The sequence below is a fragment of the Dietzia sp. 111N12-1 genome (assembly GCF_001658045.1).
In the GTDB taxonomy this organism is placed as follows: Bacteria; Actinomycetota; Actinomycetes; order Mycobacteriales; family Mycobacteriaceae; genus Dietzia; species Dietzia kunjamensis.
In genome coordinates this window covers 1-23,688 of the sequence record NZ_LSSV01000025.1, presented here as the reverse complement: position 1 = coordinate 23,688, position 23,688 = coordinate 1, and the positions used below count along the sequence as shown (strand labels likewise).

Genomic DNA, 23,688 nt, shown 5'->3' with positions numbered 1-23,688 from the left:
ATGAGTTCACGCATCCGCCTGATCGCCAGCGGCGTCACCTCGGCCGCGGCGGTGGCCCTCCTCGCGGGGTGCGGCGGGGCGACGGTGGACGGTCAGGCCCCGGAGGTGTCCTCGGACCCGGCCGCGTCGGCCGCCTCGTCGTCGCCGTTCGCCGAGGAGCGGCCGGAGAAGCCCACCGGTCCCGTCCCGCCCCCTCCGCCGCAGTCACCGGCTCCGGAGCCGATGCCGGGGGAGCCCGAGCCACTGCCTCCGCCCGAGGACGCGCCCGCACCCGCTCCGGAACCCGCTCCCGCGGAGACCGCGCCACCGGCTCCGGGTGCGGGGGACTTCGTCGCCCTGCTCGAGCGGCGGGGTGTCGTCCTGCCCGAGGGCGTGGACCCGGTCGCCACGGCCACCGAGGCCTGCGGCCGGTTCGACGGCGGGCAGCAGATGGACGAGGTCTCCGGATGGCTGGGTGAGCGGGCCCGCCTCGACGCGGATGGCCAGGGTTTCTTCCTCGGCGCCGCGGTGGGGACCTACTGCCCGGGGAACTTCCCCAAGCTCGGCTGAGGCACGCCGGGCCGGGTCACGCCCGGCGGGCGAGTGCTCGGCCGTGTCACGCCCTGCGCGGCCGGGTCACATCCGGCCGTACCGGGCCCGCCCGATCGAGTAGAGGCCGTACAGGGCGATCCCTGCCCCGGTGAGCACCAGCAGTACCTGACCGAAGGGTTGCTCGCCGACCGCCCGCAGTGCGGCGTCCAGCCCGCCCGCCTTCTCCGGATCCGCGGTCACGACGGCCGCGATCACCAGGCCCCCGAGGATCGCCAAGGCGATGCCCTTGGCGACATACCCCACCCGGCCCGTGATGATCATGGCCCGGCCGACCTCCCCGGACCCGGTGCGGTCGAGGTCCTCGACGAACTTCGTGGTGGCCCCCTTGTAGACGTGGTAGCCGCCCACCGCGAGGATGGCGATCCCGGCGACGACCAGGGCCATCTTCCCCACCCCGGAGCCGAGCAGCCCGGCCGTGGCGCCGGAGGCGGTCGCGGAATCGGACCCCCCGCCCCCGGAGGCGAACCGCGCGGTGGTCAGTCCCAGGACCACGTACACGGCCGCCTTGGCCGCGGCCTTGATCCGGTCAGAGGTCTCCTCGGACCCGAGGACCAGCTCGGTGATCTGCCACAGACCCAGCGCGAGGAAGCCCACGGCGCCGACCCATAGCATGACCTGACCGCCCGGTGCGCTCGCGATCTCCGCCAGCGCACCCGAGTTGGACGCCTCGCCGCCGCCCGACCCGAGTGCGATCCTGACGGCGATCCAGCCGATGAGCAGATGGAGCACGCCGTTCATGACGTATCCGGCGCGGGCCAGCCACTCGAGCGCGGGATGGTCGGCGGCGGAGCGCGCGGCGCCGGAGAGGGTGGCAGAACGTATCGGGGAGTTCATGGGTGAACTCTCCCACGTCGCCGCGGATTCACCACTCGAACCCTGTCACCACTCGATCTCGCCGAGGACCTCGTTGCGACGGCGCAGTTCCGCCAACCGCAGTTCGGCCGCGCGGTGCTCCTCCATCCGCATCCGCGCCTGTTCGGCGAGGGCGTCGGCCTCGACCTCGGCGAGCAGGAGCTGGAGTCGGTCCTTCTGCTCACGGAGCGTCTCCACCGAGGTGTCCATGGCGATGAGCTTCCGGGAACCGGCCACGGCGTGGAGGAAGGGGTTGCGCTCGAGGATCAGGCGCGCCTCCTCGGGGGCCAGCACCCTCGACAGTTTGAGCAGGACCGGATAGCCCTGCCCCTGTCCCTGCCGGTCGGTCTCGGGGTCGTGTCCGGGATCCAGTGCTGCGGCGACGACCTTGAGCGGCCGGGCCCGGGGCGAGGAACTCCGGAAGTCGAACTCGTCGGTGTCCATGTGGTCCGGCTCCTTCCCGGCGTCCTGCCCGGCAGTGGCTGCTTACCTGCCACCACCGTAGGCGTACCGGCCGGGACGGCCGGGCGGTTCAGGGTTTTGCGCTCCGGAGGGGCTCAGCAGCTGTAGCGGGGTGTGCGGGACGACCGCGTCCCGGCGGTGTGCCCGCCCGGCGCCGATACACTCGAGCTGTGACTACCGGCAATGAAGGCGCAACCGACCTCGACTACCTGCTCCGCCAGATGGCAGAGGGCATCGAGCAGGCTCCCGTGAACTTCCCGATCACCCTGGTGATCGACGGGAACACCTGGGAAGGGAACCTCACCACCGAGGGTGAGTTCATGCGGATCCAGGCGGCCACCTTCGACGCGCTGACGGGTGATGAGAAGTCCGAGCAGGTGGCTGATGCCCAGGCCAGTGCATTCCGGCAGATCGGCATCACCAAGTACGAGGAGGCACTGGACGGGGAGGACAGGGTGGCCTCGTTCATCCACGTCACGGACGCCTGGCAGAGGGGAGAGAAGGCTCCGATCCCGGTCATGCGCGTCCGGATCTCGTCGGTGGATGCGTGGACCTTCGGCCACGCGAGTAGCTAGAAAGGCGCCGCCCGCCCGGCCATCGAGGTGATGACCGCGCGGGCGGCGCCCGGCACTACGACCGAAGTCGATGCGCGCCCCGGCCTGCGCGGGGCAGGTCAGGGCGGGCATGAGGGTCAGCAGTCGTAGTAGAGCTCGAACTCGTGCGGGTGCGGACGGAGGTTCACCGGGGCGATCTCCTTCTCGCGCTTGTACGAGATCCAGTTCTCGATGAGGTCCTCGGTGAACACGCCACCCTCGGTGAGGTACTCGTGGTCCTGCTCGAGACGGTCGATGACGGCGGGCAGCGAGGTGGGCGCCTGCGGGATGTCGGCGGCCTCCTCCGGCGGGAGCTCGTAGAGGTCCTTGTCGACCGGGGCCATCGGCTCGATCTTGTTCTTCACACCGTCGATGCCGGCCATCATCATCGCGGCGAACGCGAAGTACGGGTTGCCGGACGAGTCGGGGCAGCGGAACTCGATGCGCTTGGCCTTGGGGTTGTTGCCGGTGATCGGGATCCGGACACACGCCGAGCGGTTGCGCTGCGAGTACACAAGGTTGATCGGGGCCTCGTAGCCCGGGACGAGCCGGTGGTACGAGTTGATCGTGGGGTTGGTGAATGCCAGCAGCGACGGCGCGTGGTGCAGGATGCCGCCGATGTAGTAGCGGGCGATGTCGGACAGCCCCGCGTAGCCGGACTCGTCGTGGAACAGCGGCTTGCCGTCCTTCCACAGCGACTGGTGGGCGTGCATGCCCGAGCCGTTGTCGCCGAAGAGGGGCTTGGGCATGAACGTGGCCGACTTGCCATTCTTCCAGGCGGTGTTCTTGACGATGTACTTGAACAGCTGGACGTCGTCCGCGGCGTGCAGCAGGGTGTTGAACTTGTAGTTGATCTCCTGCTGGGCGCCGGCCACCTCGTGGTGCAGACGCTCGAGCTCGAAACCGGCGTTGGTGAGATTGGTCGACATCTCGTCGCGCAGGTCGACGAAGTGGTCGTACGGGGCGACCGGGAAGTACCCGCCCTTCTCGCGGACCTTGTAGCCGAGGTTGGCCGAACCGTCGGCCTCCTGGGAGGCACCGGTGTTCCAGTGGCCGGCGCTGGAGTCGACCTCGTAGAAGCCGTGGTTCGTGCCGGAGCCGTAGCGGACGGAGTCGAAGACGAAGAACTCGGCCTCGGCCCCGAAGAAGCACGTGTCAGCGATGCCGGTGGAGAGCAGGTACTCCTCGGCCTTGCGGGCGACGTTGCGCGGGTCGCGGCTGTAGGCCTCACGGGTGAAGGGGTCGTGGACGAAGCAGCTGATGTTGAGCGTCTTGGCCCTGCGGAAGGGGTCGAGACGGGCCGTCGCGACATCCGGCAGGAGCATCATGTCGGACTCGTGGATCGACTGGAACCCCCGGATGGAGGAGCCGTCGAAGGCCAGGCCGTCCTCGAACATGTCCTCGTCGAACGCCGCTGCGGCGATCGTGAAGTGCTGCTCGTTACCCGGCAGGTCGGTGAACCGGATGTCGACGTACTCGACGCCCTCGTCCTTGACGTACTTGATGACCTCGTCCGGCGTGGAGAATGCCACGATTCGCTCCTCGTCTCTGAAGTGCGACGGGAAACCGGTGTCTCCCGTCGTGCGGTGACCTCACGATATGGGCGAGGTGTTGCCCGGCCGTCAAGCGAATGTTTCGCTGGTGTTACGTCACCGGCCGGGTGGGTCCCTCCCAATAGGGTCAGTTTAGTCACCCGAAGCGGGGTATCGCCGACATGGGGATCGGCAGGTCGCCCGGCTACCCTGGGCAGTATGCGTGACGTTGCGGGATCATGGTTGTCCGGCCCCACCTCCGGCAGTGGGCCGGAGCAGAAGTACAAGGGTGAGAATCTCGGTCTCCCGGCGTCCGGCGCGGGCTCGATCGCCCCGTTGGGCGTTCGTGTCGGCGCGCTGGCGGTGGACTGGTTCCTCGCCTACGGGCTGGTCGCCGTCATCGTGATGCTGCTCAGCCCGGAGACGCTGGGGGGCGACTCGTTCTCCGCCGTCTCCAGCTGGGCCGTGCCGCTGCTGTGGGGCGTGAGCGGCGTGGTCTGCGTGTGGCTGTTCGCCCAGACGCCGGGGCAGGCGCTGGTCGGCATCGGCACGGCACGGGTCGACGCCGAGGAGCGGGTGGGTTTCGTCCGTGCGCTGGTGCGCGTGGTGTTCATCTTCTTCCTGCTGCCCCCGCTCATCCAGGACGAGGACGGACGCGGCATGCACGACCGCGCCACCGGCACCACTCTGATCCGTACCCGTTGATCCGTACCCGCTGACGAGACGACGCCCGCCGCCCGGGACGGGCGGCGGGCGTCGTGAGCCCGGTGGCTGCGACAGCCTGACGGCGGACGGCTCAGCCGCGGCGGCGGGCGCTGCGCTGGATGTTGCGCACCTTCGCGCCCTGGGGGACCGGGCCCTTGGGCATCTGGTTCTGAATGCCGGTCTTGGTGCTCAGCGCGCGGAGCCGGGTGTCGAGGGCGTCGACCTTCGCCCGGCTGATGTTCATCGGGTATCGGGTGAGCCGGCGGTTCAGCTTGCGCAGTGGCACCTGCTCGGGGGTCGCGTCCTGCTCCTCGCCGACGATCAACTCGTAGATCGGGGTGTCGCCGACGACCCGGGCGACCTTCTTCTTCTCCTGTGCCATGAGCGGCTTGAGCCGGCGCGGCTCGCCCTCGCCCACGATCACGATCCCGCACCGGCCGACCACGCGGTGGACCGCGTCGAAACTCGTCGTGGCGGCGACGGCCTGGTTGACCCGCCACCCGGACCGCAACTGGTCCAGGGCCCACGCGGCCGCGCCCGGCTGCCCCTCGGCCTTGCCGTACACCGTGTTCTGCACGCGGCGCGAGAAGATCACCATCGCGAGCATGAGGCCGGTGAGCACACCGAGGGGGAGCATCCACCACTCGCCGCCCCACAGCATGCCGAGGAGGAAGAACACGACCGTCGACAGGACGACCGCACCGATCATCAGCGGCCACAGGAGCTTGTCCTGCTTGGACTGGATCTTCAGCGCCTGCCACATCTGGCCGCGCTGTTCCTTGCCCGCCTGCCGCCGAGCGGCCCGGGCCGCCTTCTTGTCCGCCTTGGTGAGCTCGCTCTTCGCCATGGTCATCAGGATACGTGCCCGCCACCGCGGTCCGGGAACCGCGGCTGACCCGAGGGGTGCCCCGCCCCGGCCGACTGTGGGCGGGTCAGACGCGGGCGCGCTCGCGGTCCAGGACGCTCGAGGCCTCCTGGGACGCCGAACCTCCTGTCGTCAGCTGCTGCAGGTGCTCCGGAACCGCCTGCCCGCGGTGCTCCAGCGCCTGGACGTAGAGGCGGCCGGCTCGGTACGACGAGCGGACGAGCGGTCCGGCCATGACGCCGGCGAAACCGATCTCACGGGCCTGATCGGACAGCTCGACGAACTCCTCGGGCTTGACCCAGCGGTCGATCGGGTGGTGCAGCGGGCTGGGCCGGAGGTACTGCGTGATGGTGAGGATGTCGCAGCCGGCGGAGTGCAGGTCGCGCATCGCGTCGACGATCTCGTCGGTGGTCTCGCCCATCCCCAGGATGAGGTTGGACTTGGTGACGAGGCCGAAGTCGCGCGCGGCGCGGATCACGTCGAGGGAGCGGTCGAACCGGAACGCCGGGCGGATCCGCTTGAAGATCCGCGGCACGGTCTCGAGGTTGTGCGCCAGCACCTCGGGACGCGACTCGAACACCTCGGCCAGCTGGTCCGGGTCCCCGTTGAAATCGGGGATGAGGTTCTCGACCCCCGTGTTGGGGTTGAGCTCGTGGATCTTGCGGACGGTCTCCGCGTAGAGCCAGGCCCCGCCATCCTCCAGGTCGTCGCGCGCGACGCCCGTGATGGTGGAGTAGCGCAGACCCATCTCGCGCACGGACTCGGCCACGCGCCGCGGCTCGTCACGATCGAGGGCGCTGGGCTTGCCGGTGTCGATCTGGCAGAAGTCGCAGCGGCGGGTGCACTGCTCGCCGCCGATGAGGAACGTGGCCTCCCGGTCCTCCCAACACTCGTAGATGTTGGGGCAGCCGGCCTCCTCGCACACCGTGTGCAGGCTGCCGGTCTTGACCAGCGTCTTGAGTTCCTTGTACTCGGGACCCATGGTGGCCTTCGTACGGATCCACGACGGCTTGCGCTCGATCGGCGTCTCGGCGTTGCGGGCCTCGATACGGAGGAGCTTGCGGCCTTCAGGAGTCACAGTCACGGCCGCAAGCCTACGCGCGAATCACGCCACGGGCAGTCGGCCGTCCAGCGCCTCCACCATGTCGGAGGTGACCTGGTCGAGAACCTCCGACACCGGCACCACGCGACCGAGTTCGGCGCTGAGGGACGTGACCCCGGCGTCGACGATCCCGCAGGGGACGATCCGCGAGAACGCGGTCAGATCGCAGTCGCAGTTGAGGGAGAACCCGTGCATCGTCACGCCCCGCTGGACACGGATCCCGATGGCCGCGATCTTGCGCTCGGGCCTGCCGTCCGAGGCCGCACACCACACCCCGGAGCGCCCGTCGACGCGCCCGGCCTCCACGCCGAGTCGCGCGCAGGTGGAGATGAGGGCCTGCTCGACACGACGGACGTACTCGACCACGTCGATGGGGTCGGTCAGCGCGACGATCGGGTACCCCACCAGTTGGCCGGGTCCGTGCCAGGTGATCCGGCCGCCGCGGTCCACGTCGACGACCGGGGTCCCGTCGGTGGGACGGTCGGACGGCTCCGTGCGTTTGCCGGCGGTGTAGGTGGCGGGGTGCTCCAGGAGGAGGATCGTGTCGCCCCGCTGCCCGTCGGCGCGCTCCTCGGCGAGGGCACGTTGGAGCTCCCAGGTGGGGCTGTACTCGACGGTGCCGAGCCGACGGATCTCCGGGGGCGCCGGGTCACGGCGGAGGGACTGACCGGTGTGCGACATGTCCCCAGGGTAGGCCGAGGGGTGTGACGACGACGACGGGCGCCCTCCGTGAAGGAGGACGCCCGTCGCGGGGGTCAGCGGAACCTACCGATCAGCCGGCTTCACAGGTCGAGGTCACCGTCGAACTCGGCCTTCTCCAACCGGTCCTTCACCGTGGTGAGGAAGCGGCCGGCGTCGGCGCCGTCGATCAGGCGGTGATCGTAGGTCAGCGGCATGAAGCCCATCGACCGGATGGCGATCGACTCGCCGTCGGCGTCGGCATCCACCACGGGCCGCCGCACGATCGCGCCGGTGCCGAGCATCGCCGCCTGCGGCGGGACGAGGATCGGGGTGTCGAACAGGGCCCCCTCGCTGCCGATGTTGGTGATGGTGAACGTGCCGCCCTGGAGGTCGTCCGGCGTGAGCTTGGACGCCCGCGCCCGCTCGGCCAGGTCGATGATCGCCTTGGCCAGCCCCGGGATGTCCAGGTCCTGCGCGTTCTGGATGACCGGGGAGAGCAGCCCCGCCTCGGTGTCCACGGCGATCCCGAGGTTCACCGACCCGTGGTAGGTGATCTCGTTGGTCTTCTCGTCGTACGACGCGTTGACGTTCGGGTGCGACACCAGGGCCTCGACGACCGCCTTGGCGTAGAACGGCAGGTACGAGAGCTTGGCGCCGTGCTTGTCGGCGAACTGCTCCTTGACCTGCGAGCGCAGCTGCGCCACCCGGGTCATGTCCACCTCGAAGACCTGCGTGAGCTGAGCGGTCTGTTGCAGCGACTCACGGGTCTTCTGCGCCGTGATCTTGCGGATCCGGTTGGCCTTCTTGGTGGTGCCGCGCAGCTCCGCGAGCTCGGGCCGGACGCCGGCCTTCGACGGGCCGCCGCTGGGCGCCTTCTCCTCGGCCGGGGTCTCGGAACCGGAGTCGGAACCCGAGCCCTCGGCCGCCGCGAGGACGTCCTGCTTACGGATCCGGCCGCCGATGCCGGTGCCCTTGACCGAGTCCAGGTCGACGCCGTGCTCCTGCGCGAGCTTGCGCACCAGCGGGGTGACGTACGGCGAGCTCCCGGACTTGGCGGCCGCCGCGGGCTCGGCCCGCTCGGGCAGGTCGCCGGAGGGCCCGCTGTCGGACTTCTCCGACCCGCGCGGCTTCGCGGCCTTCTTCTTGCTCTTCTGCTCGGCCTTCTTCCCGGACGTCGACCCGGACCCGGACTCCGCCTTGGCGGCGGCCTTCTTCTCGGTCTCGGGGGTGTCCTCGGGGACCTCGTCCTCGTCGGAGGCGTCCACGCCCTCGTCCTTGGCGTCGGTGGCGTTCTGCTCCTCGGCCGACTGTTCGTCCGAGTCAGAGCCGGAATCGCCGGAGTCGTCGTCGGAGTCGCTCGCGGCGTCGCCGTCGCCGATGACGGCGAGGGTGGCGCCGACGTCGACGGTCTCGTCCTCCTCGGCCACGATCTTCTGCAGGGTGCCGGCGACGGGGGAGGGGATCTCGGTGTCGACCTTGTCGGTGGAGACCTCGAGCAGGGGCTCGTCGACCTCGACGGTGTCGCCGACGGACTTGAGCCACTTGGTGATGGTGCCCTCGGTGACGGACTCGCCGAGTTCGGGCATGACGACGTCGGTGCCCTTGCCGCCGCCCCCGCCTCCGGAGGACTTCTTGGCCGGGGCGGACTCCTCGGCGGGCTCGTCGTCCACGGGCTCGTCCGCGGCATCCGACTCGTCGGCCTCGTCGGCCTGATCGTCGGAGTCGTCGGCCTCATCGGCGGAGCCGGAGTCAGAGCCGGAATCGCCGGAGTCGTCGTCGGAGTCGCTCGCGGCGTCGCCGTCGCCGATGACGGCGAGGGTGGCGCCGACGTCGACGGTCTCGTCCTCCTCGGCCACGATCTTCTGCAGGGTGCCGGCGACGGGGGAGGGGATCTCGGTGTCGACCTTGTCGGTGGAGACCTCGAGCAGGGGCTCGTCGACCTCGACGGTGTCGCCGACGGACTTGAGCCACTTGGTGATGGTGCCCTCGGTGACGGACTCGCCGAGTTCGGGCATGACGACGTCGGTGCCCTTGCCGCCGCCCCCGCCTCCGGAGGACTTCTTGGCCGGGGCGGACTCCTCGGCGGGCTCGTCGTCCACGGGCTCGTCCGCGGCATCCGACTCGTCGGCCTCGTCGGCCTGATCGTCGGAGTCGTCGGCCTCATCGGCGGAGCCGGAGTCAGAGCCGGAATCGCCGGAGTCGTCGTCGGAGTCGCTCGCGGCGTCGCCGTCGCCGATGACGGCGAGGGTGGCGCCGACGTCGACGGTCTCGTCCTCCTCGGCCACGATCTTCTGCAGGGTGCCGGCGACGGGGGAGGGGATCTCGGTGTCGACCTTGTCGGTGGAGACCTCGAGCAGGGGCTCGTCGACCTCGACGGTGTCGCCGACGGACTTGAGCCACTTGGTGATGGTGCCCTCGGTGACGGACTCGCCGAGTTCGGGCATGACGACGTCGGTGCCCTTGCCGCCGCCCCCGCCTCCGGAGGACTTCTTGGCCGGGGCGGACTCGTCATCCGCGGAATCGTCGGCCTGGTCGGCCTCGTCGTCAGAGTCGTCGGCATCATCGGCGGAGCCGGAGCCGGAGCCGGAGTCGTCGTCGGACTCGTCCGAGTCGTCGGACCCGCCCGAGCCGTCGTCGATGACGGCGAGTTCCCCGCCGATCTCGACCGTCTCGTCCTCATCGGCGACGATCTTCTTCAGCGTGCCGGCGGCGGGCGACGGGATCTCGGTATCGACCTTGTCGGTGGAGACCTCGAGCAACGGCTCGTCGACCTCGACCGTGTCCCCCTCCTTCTTGAGCCAGCGGGTAACCGTGCCCTCGCTGACGGATTCACCGAGAGCCGGCATCTGTACGGAGAAGGCCATGGTGTCGTGACTCCTCAAGAGTTCTCATTCGCTGCCAGCAAGCGCGGTCCGCGCCCGCGTGAGCGGCGTCGTGGGTGTGAGTTATCTGTTCGTCGTGTCGATCCGGGGCCGGATGCGCGGTGGCGCCCCCACCCAGGATCGTCGTCCATTGTGCCCTCTGCCACCTCTCGGCGTCGGCGGACGTGCCGATCCCGACCCCGGTGGGTGCCCGATCCGCCGGTCGCCCGCAGCGTGACGGGCGTCGGGCGTCGGTACGATCGTGTCCCATAGGAGGCCCTCACCCCGTACGGGGGCCCGACGGGAGGGATCGACGGTGGGTATCCGTGACCTGTTCGGGCGTCGTGGGCCGCGGGTCCGGGCGGATCCGGCCGATCTCGACCACCTGCGCCGGTGGTGTCGCACCCGCGTGGGCGTGGAGGCCTATCTCGAACCGGAGACCCTCGTCTCGGTCCCCGGCCTGTGCCTGGTGGCCTTCGACGGCGAGTGGACCCGCCGACCGGTGGGCGACGTGGCCACCGCGCGGAAACTCGCGGCGCAGTTGAAGCTGCCCCTGTTCGACGCCGCGGTCCGGGGCTACCCCCAACGGATGCGCGACTACGAGGAGGTCCGCATCAAGCGTGAGCGGCGCGAGCGGGCCGAGCGCCTCCGCGACCGGCTGCGCGAGCCCGAGGGGGGCTAGCCGCGCTGACCCCGCCGCCCGCGGCCGACTCAGGCTCCGGCGGCGATGTCCTCGAGGACGGCGAGCATGGTCCGCACGGGCACCCCGGTTCCGCCCTTGGGCAGGTACCCCTCCGGGCCACCGTCGTTGTAGGCGGGGCCGGCCACGTCGATGTGTGCCCACTCGACGCCGTCCGCGACGAACTCGGAGAGGAACAGTCCGGCCGAGAGCATGCCGCCCCACCGGTGCGGGGTGACGTGGGTCAGGTCGGCCACCTCGGAATCCAGCCCGGCACGCAACTCCTCGGGCAGTGGCATCGGCCACCCGCCCTCGCCGACCGACCGGCTGAGGTCGGCCACCCGGTCGCGGAAGTCCTCGGTTCCCATGACACCCGGGGTCTTCTTGCCCAGCGCCACCATCTGCGCACCGGTGAGGGTGGCGGTGTCGATGAGATGGGACGGGGAGTCCTCGCAGGCGCGGACGATCGCGTCGGCCAGGATGAGCCGCCCCTCGGCGTCGGTGTTCTTCACCTCGACGGTCGTGCCCCCGTACATGGTCAACACGTCGCCGGGCCGGTACGCCGTCGACGACGGCATGTTCTCCGCCATGGGCACGGTCGCCACCACGGTGAGATCCAAGCCCAGCCGCGCGGCGAGGATGACGGTGGCGACGACGGCCGCGGCGCCACCCATGTCCATGGTCATCTGCTCCATGCCGGCGGCCGGCTTGATGGAGATGCCGCCGGTGTCGAAGGTGATGCCCTTGCCCACCAGGGCCACGGTGGGTCGACCCTCGGCGCCCCGGTGGGTGAGCCGCACCATGCGCGGGCCGCGGGAGGAGCCGCCGCCCACGGCGAGGATGCCGCCGTAGCCACCCTCGGTGAGCGCCTCCTCGTCCAGCACCTCGACCTCCAGACCGGCGTCGCGGGCCAGTTCGGCGGCCCGATCGGCGAACGATCCGGGGAACAGCAGGTTGGGCGGGGTGTTGACCAGATCGCGCGCCAGCCCGACACACTCGGCGACGGTGGCGGCGCGGGTCACGGCGTCGGCGCCGCCCTCGGCGACGAACACCTTCAGCGAATCGCTGTTCTCGTCGTCGTCGTCGTTCTTCGAGGTGACCTTGGCCGGGCGGAACGATCCGAGCCCCGCTCCCAGGGCCACCGGCTCCGCGCGCTCGGCGTCCAGCAACACCAGGGCGGACCCGAGTCCGCGGCAGGCCCGCGCGGCGGCGCCGGCCGCGCGGCGCAGGGACTCGTCGGACACCTCGTCGTCGGAGGACCCGAGCCCCACCAGCACCACGGACCCGGCCGACACACCGTCCGGCGCCGGGACACGGGTGGTGGAGGCGACCTTGGTGGACGCGCCCACCGACCGCGCGACCGCGGCGAGCGCCGCGGTGACCCCACCCTCCAGGCCGGGGGCGACGACGACGGGCGCCGCATCCTCTCCGGCCCCGGCATCGGCCGCGATACCGACCACCACGACGTCGGCGTCCACCGGCGTCGTGACCGCCTCGATCGGGGCGAGATCAGGGCTGTGGGTGAGGATCGACTGCGCGGTCGGCATGAAGCGCTCCTGGGGGTCGGCGGGACGTACGGGAAGGGTCGTGATGCCCGGACGACGCGGCGGGACCGCCACGGCGAGGGCACCATAGTCTATCGACTAACGTGGGCAGGCAGCCGGACCGAAGAGCGCGAGGAGTGGCCACATGACAGACACAGGGGACCTTCACGAGGGACCACTGCACTCCCGCCACGTGGAGGCCGGCGCCACCTTCGCCCCGTTCGGCGGCTGGTCGATGCCGGTGCAGTACGCCGGCACCGTCGCCGAACACACCGCCACCCGCACGGCCGTCGGGCTGTTCGACGTCAGCCACCTCGGCAAGGCGCTCGTGACCGGCCCGGGCGCCGCGGAGTTCGTCAACTCGTGCTTCACCAACGACCTCGACCGGATCGCCGCCGGCAGCGCCCAGTACACGCTGTGCTGCGACGAGTCCGGGGGAGTGGTGGACGACCTCATCGCCTACCGGGTCTCCGACTCCGAGATCTTCCTCATCCCCAACGCCGCCAACACCGCCGAGGTGGTCCGCCGGATGCAGGCCGCCGCGGCCGAGCGGGCGCCCGGGGTCACCGTCACCGACGAACACCGTTCCCGCGCCGTGATCGCGGTCCAGGGCCCGCTCGCCGGAGAGGTGCTCGAGGCGGTGGGGCTGCCGACCGACCTCGACTACATGGCGTACGTCGACGCCGACTGGAACGGACACTCCGTGCGGATCTGCCGCACCGGGTACACCGGCGAGTACGGCTTCGAGGTGTTGCCCGCCTGGGACGAGGCCGGCCCGATCTGGGACGCGCTCGCCGAGCAGGTGCTGTCCCGCGAGGGCGCCCTGTGCGGTCTCGGTGCCCGCGATTCGCTGCGCACGGAGGCCGGCTACCCGCTGCACGGCAACGAACTGTCCGTGGACCTCAGCCCGCTCGAGGCACGCTGCGCCTGGGCCATCGGCTGGGACAAGCCCGCCTTCTGGGGGCGCGAGGAACTGCTGCGTCAGAAGGAGGCCGGCCCCGCCCGCCGGATGTACGCGCTCGAGGTCACCGGACGCGGGATCCCGCGCGCCGGACAGACCGTGCGCGCCGGTGGACGCGACGTGGGCGTCACCAGCTCCGGCACGTTCTCACCGACCCTCAAGACGGGGATCGCGCTCGCGTTCATCGAGCTGGACGCGGGTCTGAAGAAGGGCGACGAGGTCGTCGTCGACGTACGCGGACGAGAGGTACCGTGCCGCCTCGCGGTACCCCCGCTCATCGAGATCCGCACCCGCTGACCCGCCCCCTTCCTCCAGGAACGAGACCCGCAATGTCCGAGTTCGACGTCCGTCCGTCCGCCTCGCCGAGATCGACCGCCGAGCGCGAGGCCATCCTCGCCGCCCCCGGCTTCGGCAAGCACTTCACCGACCACATGGTCACCCTCCCGTACTCGAACGGGCAGTGGGGCACCCCGGTCGTGGAGGCGTACGCCCCCCTGTCCATCGACCCGTCCGCCGTGGTCCTGCACTACGCGCAGACGATCTTCGAGGGCCTCAAGGCCTACCGGCAGGCCGACGACTCCATCGCCTCGTTCCGACCCGAGCAGAACGCCGCCCGCTTCAACCGCTCCGCGGAGCGCCTCGCCATGCCGCAGCTGCCCGAAGAGCTGTTCATGGAGTCGTTGCGGCAGATCGTGGCGATCGACCGCGACTGGGTGCCCGCCGCCGGCGGTGAGGAGGCGCTCTACCTGCGGCCCTTCATGATCGCCACCGAGACCGGGCTCGGCGTGCGGCCGGCCGACGAATACCTCTACTCGGTGATCGCTTCCCCGGCCGGCGCGTACTTCTCCCGCGGCGTGGCCCCCGTGAGCGTCTGGCTGAGCACCGAGTACGTGCGCGCCAGCCCCGGCGGCACCGGCGCCGCCAAGTTCGGCGGCAACTACGCCGCCTCGCTGCGCGCCCAGGAGCAGGCCGCGGCCAAGGGATGCGACCAGGTGGTCTGGCTCGACGCGATCGAGCGGAAGTACGTGGAGGAGATGGGCGGGATGAACCTGTTCTTCGTCCTCGGCTCCGGCGACTCCGCCGAGATCGTGACCCCCGAACTGTCCGGCTCGTTGCTGCCGGGCGTCACCCGCGACAGTCTCCTGCACTTGTCCCGCCACCTCGGCTACCCCGTGACCGAGCGCAAGGTCTCCGTGGACGAGTGGGAGTCGGGCGTGGCCTCCGGCGAGATCACCGAGGTGTTCGCGTGTGGCACCGCCGCCGTCATCACCCCCGTCGGGTCCGTGCAGCACTCCGGCGGCGGATACACGGTGGGCGACGGGGGCCCCGGGGCCATCACCATGCGCCTGCGGGAGACGCTCACCGGGATCCAGCGCGGCTCCGTGGAGGACCCGTTCGGCTGGATGACGCGTCTGGCCTGAGCGGCCGCGTCAGAGGAGGAGCACCGCCGTCACGAGCGCGGCGGCGGTGCCCGTCTCGATCACCGCTCCCAGGACGTCCCCGCTGATCCCACCGAGCCGACGGACGGCGTGACGACCGAACCCCGCCGCCGCGGCACAGGCGGCGATCCCCGCGGCGGCGCCCACCACGGGCGCCCACCACGCGGCGGCGGACCACCCGGACCCCGCCAACGCGGCGCCCGCGGCCGCACACACCAGTGCGGTCCCCGCCACGGCGACGCGCGACTGCGAGCCGGCGACGAGCGCGCCGAAACCGGTCGGCGATGCCGGGGGGACGCCCCGGCGCAGGAGGACGGCAGGTAGGCAGCGCGAGAGGACGAGGGCGGCGACCGGGGCGAGCCAGGCGCCCGAGTCGACCAGGGTGCCCAGCGCCGCGACCTCGGCGAGCAGAACCAACACCAGGACGGCGGCCCCCATCGGCCCGACGGACCCGGACCGCATGATCTCCAGCGCGCGATCCGGGCCGGCGTACGACCCCAGCCCGTCCGCAGTGTCCGCCAACGCGTCCACGTGCATGCCGCGGGTCAGCGCCAGCACGCCTGCCACGCCGACCACCCCGGACAGCAGCGCGCCCGCTCCCGACGCGTGTGCGCCGTGGGCAAGGGCGGTCGCCACGACGCCGCACACCAGTCCCACGACGGGCATCGCGGTCATCGCCCGGCCGGCCGCCGCGGCGTCGGGTACCCCGGGCCGGCCGACCGGCAGGACCGTCATCCACGACAGGGCGAGCCGGGCCGCGTCGAGCACGGGTCGTCAGTCCTTGCCGGCGACCCCGGCGTCGGCGAAGGTCGCCATCTGCGTGAGGATCGCGACGGCGTTGTGGACGACGGGCAGGGCGGCGACGGCCCCGCTTCCCTCACCCAGACGCATCGAGTGTTCGAGGATCGGGTCGAGGGACAGGTACGTCAGCGCGGCGGTGTGGGCGGGCTCCGCGCTGCGGTGACCGGCCGCCCACCACTGGCGGGAACCGGGTGCCATCGCCTCGGCCATGAGCGCGGCGGAGGTGACCACCGATCCGTCGAGCAGGCACGGGGTCTTCCGGATCGCCGCCTGGGCCAGGAATCCGGCCATCGCGGCGAGGTCTGCACCACCGACCTTGCGCAGCATGGCCACGGGATCCCGCAGATCGCCGGACGCCCGGAACATCGCGTCCCGGATCGCCGCAGTCTTGCGCATCCAGCCCTCGTCGTCGATCCCGGTTCCGCGCCCGACCAACTCGACCGGTTCCCGACCGGTGACGAGGCACGTCAGCACGGTCGCCGGGGTGGTGTTTCCGATGCCGAGGTCGCCCGCGATGAGCAGGTCCGCCCCGGAGTCGACCTCCTCGTCGGCGATACGGCGTCCGGCGGCGATCGCGGCCCGCACCTCGTCGGGGGTCAGTGCGTCCTCCCGGTCGATGGACCCGCTGGAGCGGCGGACCTTGTGGTCGTCGAGCCCGCCGGGTCGCTCGGCCGACATCGCCATGTCGGCCACCCGGACCGAGGCGCCGGCCGTGCGCGCGAGGACGGACACCGCTGCTCCACCGCCGACGATGTTGTCGGCCATCTGCAGCGTGACCTCCTGCGGGAACGCGGACACTCCGTGCCCGGCGACCCCGTGATCACCGGCGAACACCACCACCCTGGCGCGGTCGAGCGGGCGCGGCGGACACGTCTCCTGGCAGGAGGAGATCCAGACACCGAGCTCCTCGAGTCGGCCCAGGGATGTCGCGGGCTTGGTCAGCGTGAGGTGCCGGGCGCGGGCCTCCTCGGCGACGGAGTGGGACGGCGGGTGAACCGGGGGGAAGGCGACGGGGTCGTCGTAGTACGACACGTCGCCCAGGCCGGGGAAGTCGTGGGGGACGGTATCGAGGTCCCGGGGCGCGGCCGCGGCCTCGGCCTCGGGCGCGCCGGCGGCGGCCACCGTCGTACCGGTGGCCACGGCGGCCGCCCCCGTCCGGGCGTCCGGGGTGCGAGTGGCGCCACCGGCGGTCGGGTGCACGGCCTCGAGGGGGAGGGGGCGACCGGCGACGACGAGGACCGCCGAGTCGCACACCCCGGCCAGCCGCCGGTTGAGCGAACCGATCACATCGGCGAACACCCGACCGGAGAGCGTGTCCGGCACGACTCCCAGACCGACCTCGGGCGAGACGAGGACGAGGGTGCCGGAGTGCTCGGCGACAGCGGTGACGAGGGCGTCCAGGTCCGCCGCGACCGCGGCACCCCCGTCGGTCCACCCGAGTGTGGCGTCCATCCGACGCGTCAACCAGCCTCCGAGGTCGTCCACGAGGACCGTCGATGTCGGGTGGTCGGCGAGGACCCGGACGATGTCCTCCGTCTCCTCGGTCACCCACCGGGTGGGCCGGCGCTCGCGGTGTGTCTCGATCCGCGCGGCCATCTCGTCGTCCCCGGGGTCGCGCCGGGCCGTGGCGACGTACACGACGTCGTCGTCGGTGGCCGCGGCCACCGACTCGGCGTGGGCGGACTTGCCCGAGCGGATACCACCGAGGACGAGCAGGCGCATGGGGGGTCAGGCCCTTCCGGGGATCAGTGGCTCTGGACGGGTCAGATGGCGTCGCCCGGGCGGACCCGGGGCCGGGGGGTGCGGAGCATGCGGGGCTGCGTCGCACGCATGACGGCGTACCACCCCATGCCGAAACCGGTGTCGTCGGTGGACGGGAACCTCTCGCGGACCGCCTTGTTCACGGTTCGTCCGAGGAGGATGCCGTCGACGACGACGACCATGATGAGCACCAGGAAGAGGGTCTGGCTGTAGACCATGAGGGTCGGGTTCGGGATGAGCTGGAACACGATCACGAACAGGGCGAGCGGCATGAACCAGTTGATGAGGCGCCGGTGGGTGTCGACCCAGTCGCGCGCGAACCGGCGGACCTCTCCGCGGTCACGGGAGAGCACGTAACGGTCGTCGCCCTCCATCATGAGCTGGCGGCGCTCCTCGCGCGCGGCGCGCTCGCCGGCCCTGGCGGCCCGACGCTCGTCCTTGGTCATGGTCGCCTGGGCGGCCTTCTTGCGCTCCTTGGCCTCTTTGCGGGTGACCGGCGCGGTCACCGGACCCTGGCGCACCCCGCGGGCGCGCTCCTGGTCGCGACGACGGGGCGTCGGCTTCCCCTTGCCCGCGGGGCGGCGCGGGTCGCCGGAGGGCTCGGAGGCAGCCGCATCCGCGGACGCGGGCCGCCCCTCGGGGGCGGGGGAGCCTTTGCCGCTCTCGTCGTCTCTGGAGCCGAATGCACGCAACTTCACACACCCAGGCTAGGCGATCGACACCGGCGCCGGACATTCACCCATGGGCGACAGCAGGCGTATCGTGTGCGGGGGAACGGGTGCCGGGGAATAGAGGACTCCCCGGTGGGCGTTGAACCTTTCACGACGCCCCCGAAGCCCTCTTCCGATCGCAAGGAGAACCGACATGACCACTGCGGAGAACACCGCTACCGGCGTACTGCTCACCGAGGCAGCCGCCGCCAAGGCCAAGGCCCTGCTGGACCAGGAGGGTCGTGACGACCTCTCGCTGCGCATCGCCGTCCAGCCCGGTGGCTGCGCGGGCCTGCGCTACCAGCTCTTCTTCGACGACCGCTCGCTCGACGGTGACGTGGTCGACGACTTCGGCGGCATCAAGCTCGCCGTCGACCGGATGAGTGTCCCGTACCTGACCGGTGCGTCCATCGACTTCGTCGACAGCATCGAGAAGCAGGGCTTCACCATCGACAACCCGCAGGCCACGGGCTCCTGCGCATGCGGCGACTCGTTCAACTGACGCCGCGGTCGCACTGACGACCGGGCGACCCGGGCCGATCACCGATCGGTCCGGGTCGTCTACTGTCTGGGGCATGCCCGTAGTCATCACAGGTTCCATCGCCACCGACCACCTCATGACCTTCTCGGGTCGCTTCTCCGAGCAGTTGCTGCCGGACCAGCTCGCGCACGTGTCGCTGAGCTTCCTGGTGGATTCGCTGCAGATCCGCCGGGGCGGGGTCGGCGGCAACATCGCCTTCGCGCTCGGCGTCCTGGGTCGGCGACCCCATCTGGTGGGGGCGGCGGGCGAGGACTTCGCCGAGTACCGCGACTGGCTCGAGCGGCACGGTGTCGATTGCTCGGCGGTCCACATCAGCTCTGCTCTGCACACGGCGCGGTTCGTGTGCACGACCGATTCGGAGATGGCGCAGCTCGCGTCGTTCTACCCCGGTGCGATGGGGGAGGCGGCGACGATCTCGCTGGCTCGCCTGGCCGAGCGGATCGGCCGTCCGGACATCGTGCTCATCGGGGCCAACGACCCCACGGCGATGCACTCCCACACGATGGAGTGCCGCGAGCTCGGTCTGGACTTCGCCGCCGATCCCTCCCAGCAGCTCGCGTTCCTCGACGGGGACGCGGCCGGTGAGCTGGTCGACGGGGCGCGGTACCTGTTCACCAACGAATACGAGTACGAGCTGCTGCTCAACAAGACCGGGTGGTCGGCCGAGGAGCTGGACGCCAAGGTCGGCACTCGCGTCACCACCCGGGGTGGGAAGGGCGTCGTGATCGTCGAGCAGGGCGCGGAGCCCATCGAGGTCGGGATCGTCCCGTCGGACAACCTGCTGGATCCCACGGGGGTCGGCGACGCGTTCCGGGCGGGCTTCCTCTCCGGTGTCCTGGACGGGTTGTCGCTGGAGCGTTCCGCCCAGTTCGGGGCCCTCATCGCCACCCACGTCCTGGAGACCACGGGCACGCAGGAGTGGACCATCGACCCGGCCGCCGCCCGCCGCCGGCTCGTCGATGCCTACGGGGACGAGGCCGCCGAGGAACTGTCGGCGCTCCTTCCCGCCTGACCGTCCCGCCGCCTCCTGCTAGAGGCGGACGGGGTACTCGCGCTGCTCGATGTCTGGGGTGATCCGGCCCTCGACGAAGATGCCGTGCCAGATCATGAAGCACAGCATGGTCCAGATGCGACGACTGTGATCGGACTCGCCGCGGCGGTGCTCGTCGAGCATCCGCAGTACCGCGGCCTTGTCCACGAACTCGTCGGTGCCGGACGCCGCCACGTGCTCGCGTGCCCAGTCGTGCAACTCCGGCCCGGCCAGCCAGTGACGGGTCGGGACGGGGAATCCCAGTTTCTTCCGGTGCAGCACGTGGGCGGGAACGATCCGTTCGAGGGCCTTGCGCAGTGCGTACTTGGTGGTGCCGTGGGCGACCTTCTCGGTGTGGGGGAGCCGCGACGCGACCTCGTAGACCTCACGGTCGAGGAACGGCACCCGTAGCTCGAGGGAGTTGGCCATGGTGACCTTGTCGGCCTTGACCAGGATGTCGCCGCGCAGCCACGTGAACAGGTCCAGGTGCTGCATCCTCGCGACGGGGTCCCATCCGCGGGACCGCTCGTAGATCGGCGCGGTGACGTCCTGGTGGCTCCACTCCGGTCGGTAGTCGCGGAGGACCGCCTCCACCTGCGCGTCGGAGAAGGAGCGGGCGTTGCCGTAGTACCGGTCCTCGAGGCTCATCGAGCCGCGGTGCAGCAGGCTCTTGCCCCGGGTGCCCTCCGGGATCCGGGTGCTGAGTCGGCCCAGCGCACGACGGATCCCACCGGGGACCTTCTCGAACGGCGCCAGCGACAGGGGCTCCTTATAGATGGTGTAGCCGCCGAACAGTTCGTCCGCGCCCTCACCCGAGAGGACGACCTTGACGTGCTTGCGCGCCTCGCGGGCGACGAAGTACAGCGGGACCAACGCCGGGTCGGCCACCGGTTCGTCGAGGTACCAGATGATCTCGGGGATCGCGGCGGCGAACTCCTCGGGCGAGACCACCTTGACGATGTGCTCCACGCCGATCGCGGCGGCCGACTCGGCGGCGACGTCGATCTCCGAGTACCCCTCGCGCTCGAAACCGGTGGTGAACGTCAGGAGGTTCTCGTTGTGGCGTCGCGCGAGGGCGGCGATGGCGGTGGAGTCGATGCCCCCCGAGAGGAACGAGCCGACGGTGACGTCGGCGCGCATGTGCTTGGCGACCGAGTCCTCGAGTGCGGCGGCGATCTCGTCGTAGCGGCGCTCGGCGTCGCCGTCGGCGACGGGCACGACGGGGAACGTGGGCTCGAAGTAGCGCTGGATCACGGGCTCGGTGCCGGGGGTGACCGTGGCATGGCATCCCGACTCCAGGCGCCGGACGCCCCGGGTGAGGGTCTCGTCCTCCGGGACGTACTGGAGGGTGACGTAGTGCTGGAGGGCGCGGGTGTCGAGGGAGGTGTCGACGACGACGAGGTCGATCAGTTCGGTGACCGACTTCTTCTCGCTCGCGAACACGGTTCCGCCGGGTCCGGTCGCCATGTACAGGGGCTTGATGCCGAAGGGGTCCCGGGCGACGAACAGCGAACGCTCGACGGTGTCCCAGATCGCGAAGGCGAACATTCCGCGGAGCCGGCGGACGGCCGAGGGGCCCCAGTGGTGGAACGCCACGACGATCGGCTCGCCGTCACCCTCGGTGGCGAACACGGCACCGTGCTCGCGCTGCAGCTCCTCGCGGAGTTCGAGGTAGTTGTAGATCTCCCCGTTGAACACCAGCGCGTAACGGTCCGGCTGCTCGGGCGGACCCCAGCGGAGCGGCTGGTGAGAGTGCGCGATGTCGATGATCGACAGGCGGTTGAACCCGAAGGCCATGTCGCCGTCGACCCAGGTGCCCACCTCGTCGGGGCCGCGGTGGCGCTGGCACCCCATGGCGCCGAGGACCCGCGCCTCGTGGGTACGGGCGGAGCCGTCGGGGGTGATCAGACCAAGCAGGCCACACATGCGTCGGGTACCTCGTCCATCGTCGTCGGGGCGTCAGCGGTGACCCGCCCGAGCGGGTCGCGACGCGATCGAATACTACTGGTCGGCGGAACCCCTCCGGCCCCCCGCCGACGGCGTGGGGGAGCGGGCGGGTGAATTGCCGGACCCGCGGCTTCCATTCTGAGAGCCGTGGTCTACTCTTTTAAGGTGTCCCGGCCACGTGGTCGGTGCCGCTGATCAGGAAGGCGTGATGGTGGAACAGCGTGACGGGCGTCGTCGGACGCGCAGGGCGACACTCGCGATGTCTCTCGGCACATTGGGCTTGCTGTTGTCCGGTTGTAGCCTCCAAACCGACAACAAGTGGTGGAACCAGACGATGAACTTCGGCTTCCCGACCGGGATCACCCCGGAGGGCGTCGCGATCCGCGAGTTCTGGACGGGCACCGTCATCACGTCGCTCATCGTCGGCTTCTTCGTGTGGGGCCTGATCTTCTGGTCGATGGCGTTCCACCGCAAGCGGAAGAACGACGACGGCGAGTTCCCGCGCCAGACTGCGTACAACGTGCCCCTGGAGCTGATCTACACGGCTGCGCCGTTCGTGATCATCTCCGTGCTCTTCTACTTCACCGTGGTCACGCAGAACAAGGTGCTCGATCTCCGTCCGCAGGAGGAGGTCGGCGTCAAGGTCGACGTCACCGCCTACCAGTGGAACTGGAAGTTCGGCTACAACAAGGTCGACGTCGCGGGGGCCAGCATCGAGGACGGCACCAACGTCGAGGCGCAGCGCGCGGCCGAGGAGGCCGGTGTGCTCTCCGACGAGGTCCGTGAGGCCCTGGGTCGCGACGGTGAGCCGGCGGCCGGCGGCCCGATCCACGGTCGTCTTGCCGAGGACAAGTCGTACCTCCACTACAACAACATCGAGACCGTCGGTACCTCCGAGGAGGTTCCGGTCCTGGTTCTGCCGACCGACACGCGCATCGAGTTCCGCCTCGCGTCGGCCGACGTGGTCCACTCGTTCTGGATCCCCGAGTTCATCTACAAGCTCGACGTCATGCCGCACCCGGGCAAGAACCAGCAGTTGAGCATGTTCCAGATCGAGGAGATCGATCGCGAGGGTGCGTTCGTCGGACGCTGTGCCGAGATGTGCGGTGTCTACCACGCGATGATGAACTTCGAGCTGCGCGCGGTATCGCCGGAGGCCTTCGCCCAGTACATCCAGTTCCGTCAGGACAACCCGACCGCGTCCAACGCGGAGGCGCTGGAGTCGATCGGCCAGGACCCGTACTCGACCTCCACCGCACCGTTCAAGACCGGACGCAGCGATACCCGTGACCAGAACAACATCATCGAGACCGCGTCGGGCAACTGACGGTTCTCCCGGTATCACGCGAAGGATTCCTGAACGATGAACGCAACAGTACGAATTTTCGACGCCCTGTTTATCTTCCTGGCCGTCATGGGTATCGCGTACGCCTACCTCACCGGTACGTCTCGGACGGGCGTCGAGTGGGTCGGCGCCACGGCCTTCGTGCTCTCGGCCGGCCTGAGCCTGCTGATCGGTGGTTACCTCCGCTTCGTGGCGCGGCGCATCAGCACCCTGCCCGAGGACTTCGAGGAGGCAGAGGTCTCCGACGGCGCCGGCGAGCTCGGCTTCTTCAGCCCGCACAGCTACTGGCCCGTGCTGGTGGCCTTCTCGGTCTTCATCATCGGCTACGGAGCGGCCTTCTGGAACTGGTGGGTGCTCATCGGCGGCGCCGTCGCGCTGGTCATCACCGCCTGCGGCCTGGTCTTCGAGTACCACTGGGGACGCGAGAAGCACTGACCGTCTGACCGTCTTCCACCGGGGCCCGGTGTCGCACGCTGCGACACCGGGCCTTTGTGCTGTCGCCACCAGGGTGTCGGCCCGGGCTCGCCGCGCGCCGGTCAGAAGGGTGGTGGGTCGGGGTCGTGGTGGTGGTCGGGTGGGGTGTCTGGTGGTGGGGCCATGGTGTTGGCTTTGCGTTCGGCGGCCAGGCGTAGGGCGCGTCGGTACCAGTGGGTGCTTTGTGGTCGGGGGTTGAGCCAGGGGCGGCG

Annotated in this window: 22 protein-coding genes and 1 pseudogene; 10 read left to right on the top strand and 13 right to left on the bottom strand. The window is 70.4% G+C overall.

The genetic code is table 11. The features are described from left to right. Positions 1–549, top strand: a complete 549-nt coding sequence (locus AYO52_RS05230; protein WP_082923796.1) for a DUF732 domain-containing protein — start codon at positions 1–3, stop codon at positions 547–549. 66 nt (positions 550–615) lie between these two features. Here the strand turns inward: AYO52_RS05230 and AYO52_RS05225 are convergent, their stop codons facing one another. Together AYO52_RS05225 and AYO52_RS05220 are read right to left on the bottom strand one after the other, a co-directional pair. Beyond that, the gene (locus AYO52_RS05225; RefSeq protein WP_067714189.1) at positions 616–1,425 is read right to left on the bottom strand and encodes a DUF1206 domain-containing protein; all 810 of its coding nucleotides are present in this window, start codon (positions 1,423–1,425) and stop codon (positions 616–618) included. Positions 1,426–1,470: 45 nt separating this feature from the next. Then, complete coding sequence (locus AYO52_RS05220) at positions 1,471–1,887, bottom strand: hypothetical protein (RefSeq protein ID WP_067714187.1); 417 nt, start codon at positions 1,885–1,887, stop codon at positions 1,471–1,473. Between the two features lie 188 nt (positions 1,888–2,075). On the opposite strand from AYO52_RS05220, the gene AYO52_RS05215 reads away from it, so the two are divergent. Next, on the top strand, positions 2,076–2,480 hold the full coding sequence (locus tag AYO52_RS05215) for a hypothetical protein (RefSeq protein ID WP_067714186.1): 405 nt from the start codon (positions 2,076–2,078) through the stop codon (positions 2,478–2,480). Between the two features lie 116 nt (positions 2,481–2,596). Here AYO52_RS05215 and glnA read toward each other — a convergent pair whose 3' ends face one another. Further along, positions 2,597–4,030: a type I glutamate--ammonia ligase gene (glnA, locus tag AYO52_RS05210; protein ID WP_067714185.1), complete on the bottom strand. Its 1,434-nt coding sequence runs from the start codon at positions 4,028–4,030 to the stop codon at positions 2,597–2,599. 219 nt (positions 4,031–4,249) lie between these two features. On the opposite strand from glnA, the gene AYO52_RS05205 reads away from it, so the two are divergent. Further along, positions 4,250–4,735, top strand: coding sequence for an RDD family protein (locus AYO52_RS05205; RefSeq protein ID WP_067714182.1), 486 nt, complete (start codon positions 4,250–4,252; stop codon positions 4,733–4,735). A gap of 91 nt (positions 4,736–4,826) precedes the next feature. Here AYO52_RS05205 and AYO52_RS05200 read toward each other — a convergent pair whose 3' ends face one another. The 5 genes and pseudogenes from AYO52_RS05200 to AYO52_RS18830 all read right to left on the bottom strand — a co-directional run. After that, entirely contained in the window at positions 4,827–5,582 is a 756-nt protein-coding gene (locus AYO52_RS05200) for a DUF4191 domain-containing protein (protein WP_067714310.1), read from the bottom strand. 85 nt (positions 5,583–5,667) lie between these two features. Beyond that, positions 5,668–6,684: a lipoyl synthase gene (lipA, locus tag AYO52_RS05195; RefSeq protein ID WP_067714180.1), complete on the bottom strand. Its 1,017-nt coding sequence runs from the start codon at positions 6,682–6,684 to the stop codon at positions 5,668–5,670. A gap of 21 nt (positions 6,685–6,705) precedes the next feature. Next, the gene (gene lipB / locus AYO52_RS05190) at positions 6,706–7,383 is read right to left on the bottom strand and encodes a lipoyl(octanoyl) transferase LipB (RefSeq protein ID WP_067714178.1); all 678 of its coding nucleotides are present in this window, start codon (positions 7,381–7,383) and stop codon (positions 6,706–6,708) included. A gap of 101 nt (positions 7,384–7,484) precedes the next feature. Then, a complete protein-coding gene (sucB, locus tag AYO52_RS05185; protein ID WP_067714307.1) occupies positions 7,485–9,827 on the bottom strand; it encodes a 2-oxoglutarate dehydrogenase, E2 component, dihydrolipoamide succinyltransferase in 2,343 nt (780 codons plus the stop codon). Positions 9,828–10,079: 252 nt separating this feature from the next. After that, a pseudogene (locus AYO52_RS18830) lies at positions 10,080–10,229 on the bottom strand (biotin/lipoyl-containing protein); the annotation flags it as partial. Positions 10,230–10,560: 331 nt separating this feature from the next. On the opposite strand from AYO52_RS18830, the gene AYO52_RS05180 reads away from it, so the two are divergent. Further along, a complete protein-coding gene (locus AYO52_RS05180; RefSeq protein ID WP_067714176.1) occupies positions 10,561–10,926 on the top strand; it encodes an oxidoreductase in 366 nt (121 codons plus the stop codon). Between the two features lie 29 nt (positions 10,927–10,955). Here the strand turns inward: AYO52_RS05180 and AYO52_RS05175 are convergent, their stop codons facing one another. After that, on the bottom strand, positions 10,956–12,470 hold the full coding sequence (locus tag AYO52_RS05175) for a leucyl aminopeptidase (protein ID WP_082923790.1): 1,515 nt from the start codon (positions 12,468–12,470) through the stop codon (positions 10,956–10,958). Positions 12,471–12,612: 142 nt separating this feature from the next. Between AYO52_RS05175 and gcvT the strand changes: the two genes are divergently transcribed. Together gcvT and AYO52_RS05165 are read left to right on the top strand one after the other, a co-directional pair. After that, positions 12,613–13,725 carry a glycine cleavage system aminomethyltransferase GcvT gene (gene gcvT / locus AYO52_RS05170; protein WP_067714174.1) on the top strand — a complete coding sequence of 371 codons (1,113 nt, stop codon included), beginning with the start codon at positions 12,613–12,615 and terminating at the stop codon, positions 13,723–13,725. A gap of 32 nt (positions 13,726–13,757) precedes the next feature. After that, positions 13,758–14,849 carry a branched-chain amino acid aminotransferase gene (locus AYO52_RS05165; protein WP_067714172.1) on the top strand — a complete coding sequence of 364 codons (1,092 nt, stop codon included), beginning with the start codon at positions 13,758–13,760 and terminating at the stop codon, positions 14,847–14,849. 9 nt (positions 14,850–14,858) lie between these two features. On the opposite strand, the gene AYO52_RS05160 is transcribed toward AYO52_RS05165, so the two are convergent. From AYO52_RS05160 to AYO52_RS05150, 3 genes are read right to left on the bottom strand one after another with little or no spacing between them, the layout of a single operon-like run. Further along, entirely contained in the window at positions 14,859–15,635 is a 777-nt protein-coding gene (locus AYO52_RS05160) for an adenosylcobinamide-GDP ribazoletransferase (protein ID WP_067714169.1), read from the bottom strand. 6 nt (positions 15,636–15,641) lie between these two features. Beyond that, positions 15,642–17,390 (bottom strand): nicotinate-nucleotide--dimethylbenzimidazole phosphoribosyltransferase, encoded by a 1,749-nt coding sequence (cobT, locus tag AYO52_RS05155; RefSeq protein WP_067714166.1) that lies wholly within the window; start codon positions 17,388–17,390, stop codon positions 15,642–15,644. A 41-nt stretch (positions 17,391–17,431) separates the two neighbouring features. Further along, on the bottom strand, positions 17,432–18,127 hold the full coding sequence (locus AYO52_RS05150; RefSeq protein WP_067714163.1) for a DUF3043 domain-containing protein: 696 nt from the start codon (positions 18,125–18,127) through the stop codon (positions 17,432–17,434). A gap of 166 nt (positions 18,128–18,293) precedes the next feature. Between AYO52_RS05150 and AYO52_RS05145 the strand changes: the two genes are divergently transcribed. Together AYO52_RS05145 and AYO52_RS05140 are read left to right on the top strand one after the other, a co-directional pair. Further along, entirely contained in the window at positions 18,294–18,641 is a 348-nt protein-coding gene (locus tag AYO52_RS05145) for an iron-sulfur cluster assembly accessory protein (protein WP_067714160.1), read from the top strand. A gap of 73 nt (positions 18,642–18,714) precedes the next feature. After that, complete coding sequence (locus AYO52_RS05140; protein WP_067714157.1) at positions 18,715–19,692, top strand: carbohydrate kinase family protein; 978 nt, start codon at positions 18,715–18,717, stop codon at positions 19,690–19,692. 18 nt (positions 19,693–19,710) lie between these two features. Here AYO52_RS05140 and asnB read toward each other — a convergent pair whose 3' ends face one another. Further along, the gene (gene asnB, locus AYO52_RS05135; protein ID WP_067714154.1) at positions 19,711–21,636 is read right to left on the bottom strand and encodes an asparagine synthase (glutamine-hydrolyzing); all 1,926 of its coding nucleotides are present in this window, start codon (positions 21,634–21,636) and stop codon (positions 19,711–19,713) included. Between the two features lie 280 nt (positions 21,637–21,916). Here asnB and AYO52_RS05130 point away from each other — a divergent pair, with 280 nt between their 5' ends. After that, a complete protein-coding gene (locus AYO52_RS05130) occupies positions 21,917–22,984 on the top strand; it encodes a cytochrome c oxidase subunit II (protein WP_067714301.1) in 1,068 nt (355 codons plus the stop codon). Between the two features lie 36 nt (positions 22,985–23,020). Next, on the top strand, positions 23,021–23,437 hold the full coding sequence (locus tag AYO52_RS05125) for a cytochrome c oxidase subunit 4 (protein WP_067714151.1): 417 nt from the start codon (positions 23,021–23,023) through the stop codon (positions 23,435–23,437). The last annotated feature ends 251 nt before the right edge of the window (positions 23,438–23,688 follow it).

Coding starts and splice junctions, on each gene's coding strand:
- AYO52_RS05230 (WP_082923796.1), top strand. CDS start 1: ATGAGTTCACGCATCCGCCTGATCGCCAGCGGCGTCACCTCGGCCGCG.
- AYO52_RS05225 (WP_067714189.1), bottom strand. CDS start 1,425: ATGAACTCCCCGATACGTTCTGCCACCCTCTCCGGCGCCGCGCGCTCC.
- AYO52_RS05220 (WP_067714187.1), bottom strand. CDS start 1,887: ATGGACACCGACGAGTTCGACTTCCGGAGTTCCTCGCCCCGGGCCCGG.
- AYO52_RS05205 (WP_067714182.1), top strand. CDS start 4,250: ATGCGTGACGTTGCGGGATCATGGTTGTCCGGCCCCACCTCCGGCAGT.
- AYO52_RS05200 (WP_067714310.1), bottom strand. CDS start 5,582: ATGGCGAAGAGCGAGCTCACCAAGGCGGACAAGAAGGCGGCCCGGGCC.
- lipB (WP_067714178.1), bottom strand. CDS start 7,383: ATGTCGCACACCGGTCAGTCCCTCCGCCGTGACCCGGCGCCCCCGGAG.
- sucB (WP_067714307.1), bottom strand. CDS start 9,827: ATGCCCGAACTCGGCGAGTCCGTCACCGAGGGCACCATCACCAAGTGG.
- AYO52_RS05175 (WP_082923790.1), bottom strand. CDS start 12,470: ATGCCGACCGCGCAGTCGATCCTCACCCACAGCCCTGATCTCGCCCCG.
- gcvT (WP_067714174.1), top strand. CDS start 12,613: ATGACAGACACAGGGGACCTTCACGAGGGACCACTGCACTCCCGCCAC.
- AYO52_RS05165 (WP_067714172.1), top strand. CDS start 13,758: ATGTCCGAGTTCGACGTCCGTCCGTCCGCCTCGCCGAGATCGACCGCC.
- cobT (WP_067714166.1), bottom strand. CDS start 17,390: ATGCGCCTGCTCGTCCTCGGTGGTATCCGCTCGGGCAAGTCCGCCCAC.
- AYO52_RS05145 (WP_067714160.1), top strand. CDS start 18,294: ATGACCACTGCGGAGAACACCGCTACCGGCGTACTGCTCACCGAGGCA.
- AYO52_RS05140 (WP_067714157.1), top strand. CDS start 18,715: ATGCCCGTAGTCATCACAGGTTCCATCGCCACCGACCACCTCATGACC.
- asnB (WP_067714154.1), bottom strand. CDS start 21,636: ATGTGTGGCCTGCTTGGTCTGATCACCCCCGACGGCTCCGCCCGTACC.
- AYO52_RS05130 (WP_067714301.1), top strand. CDS start 21,917: ATGTCTCTCGGCACATTGGGCTTGCTGTTGTCCGGTTGTAGCCTCCAA.
- AYO52_RS05125 (WP_067714151.1), top strand. CDS start 23,021: ATGAACGCAACAGTACGAATTTTCGACGCCCTGTTTATCTTCCTGGCC.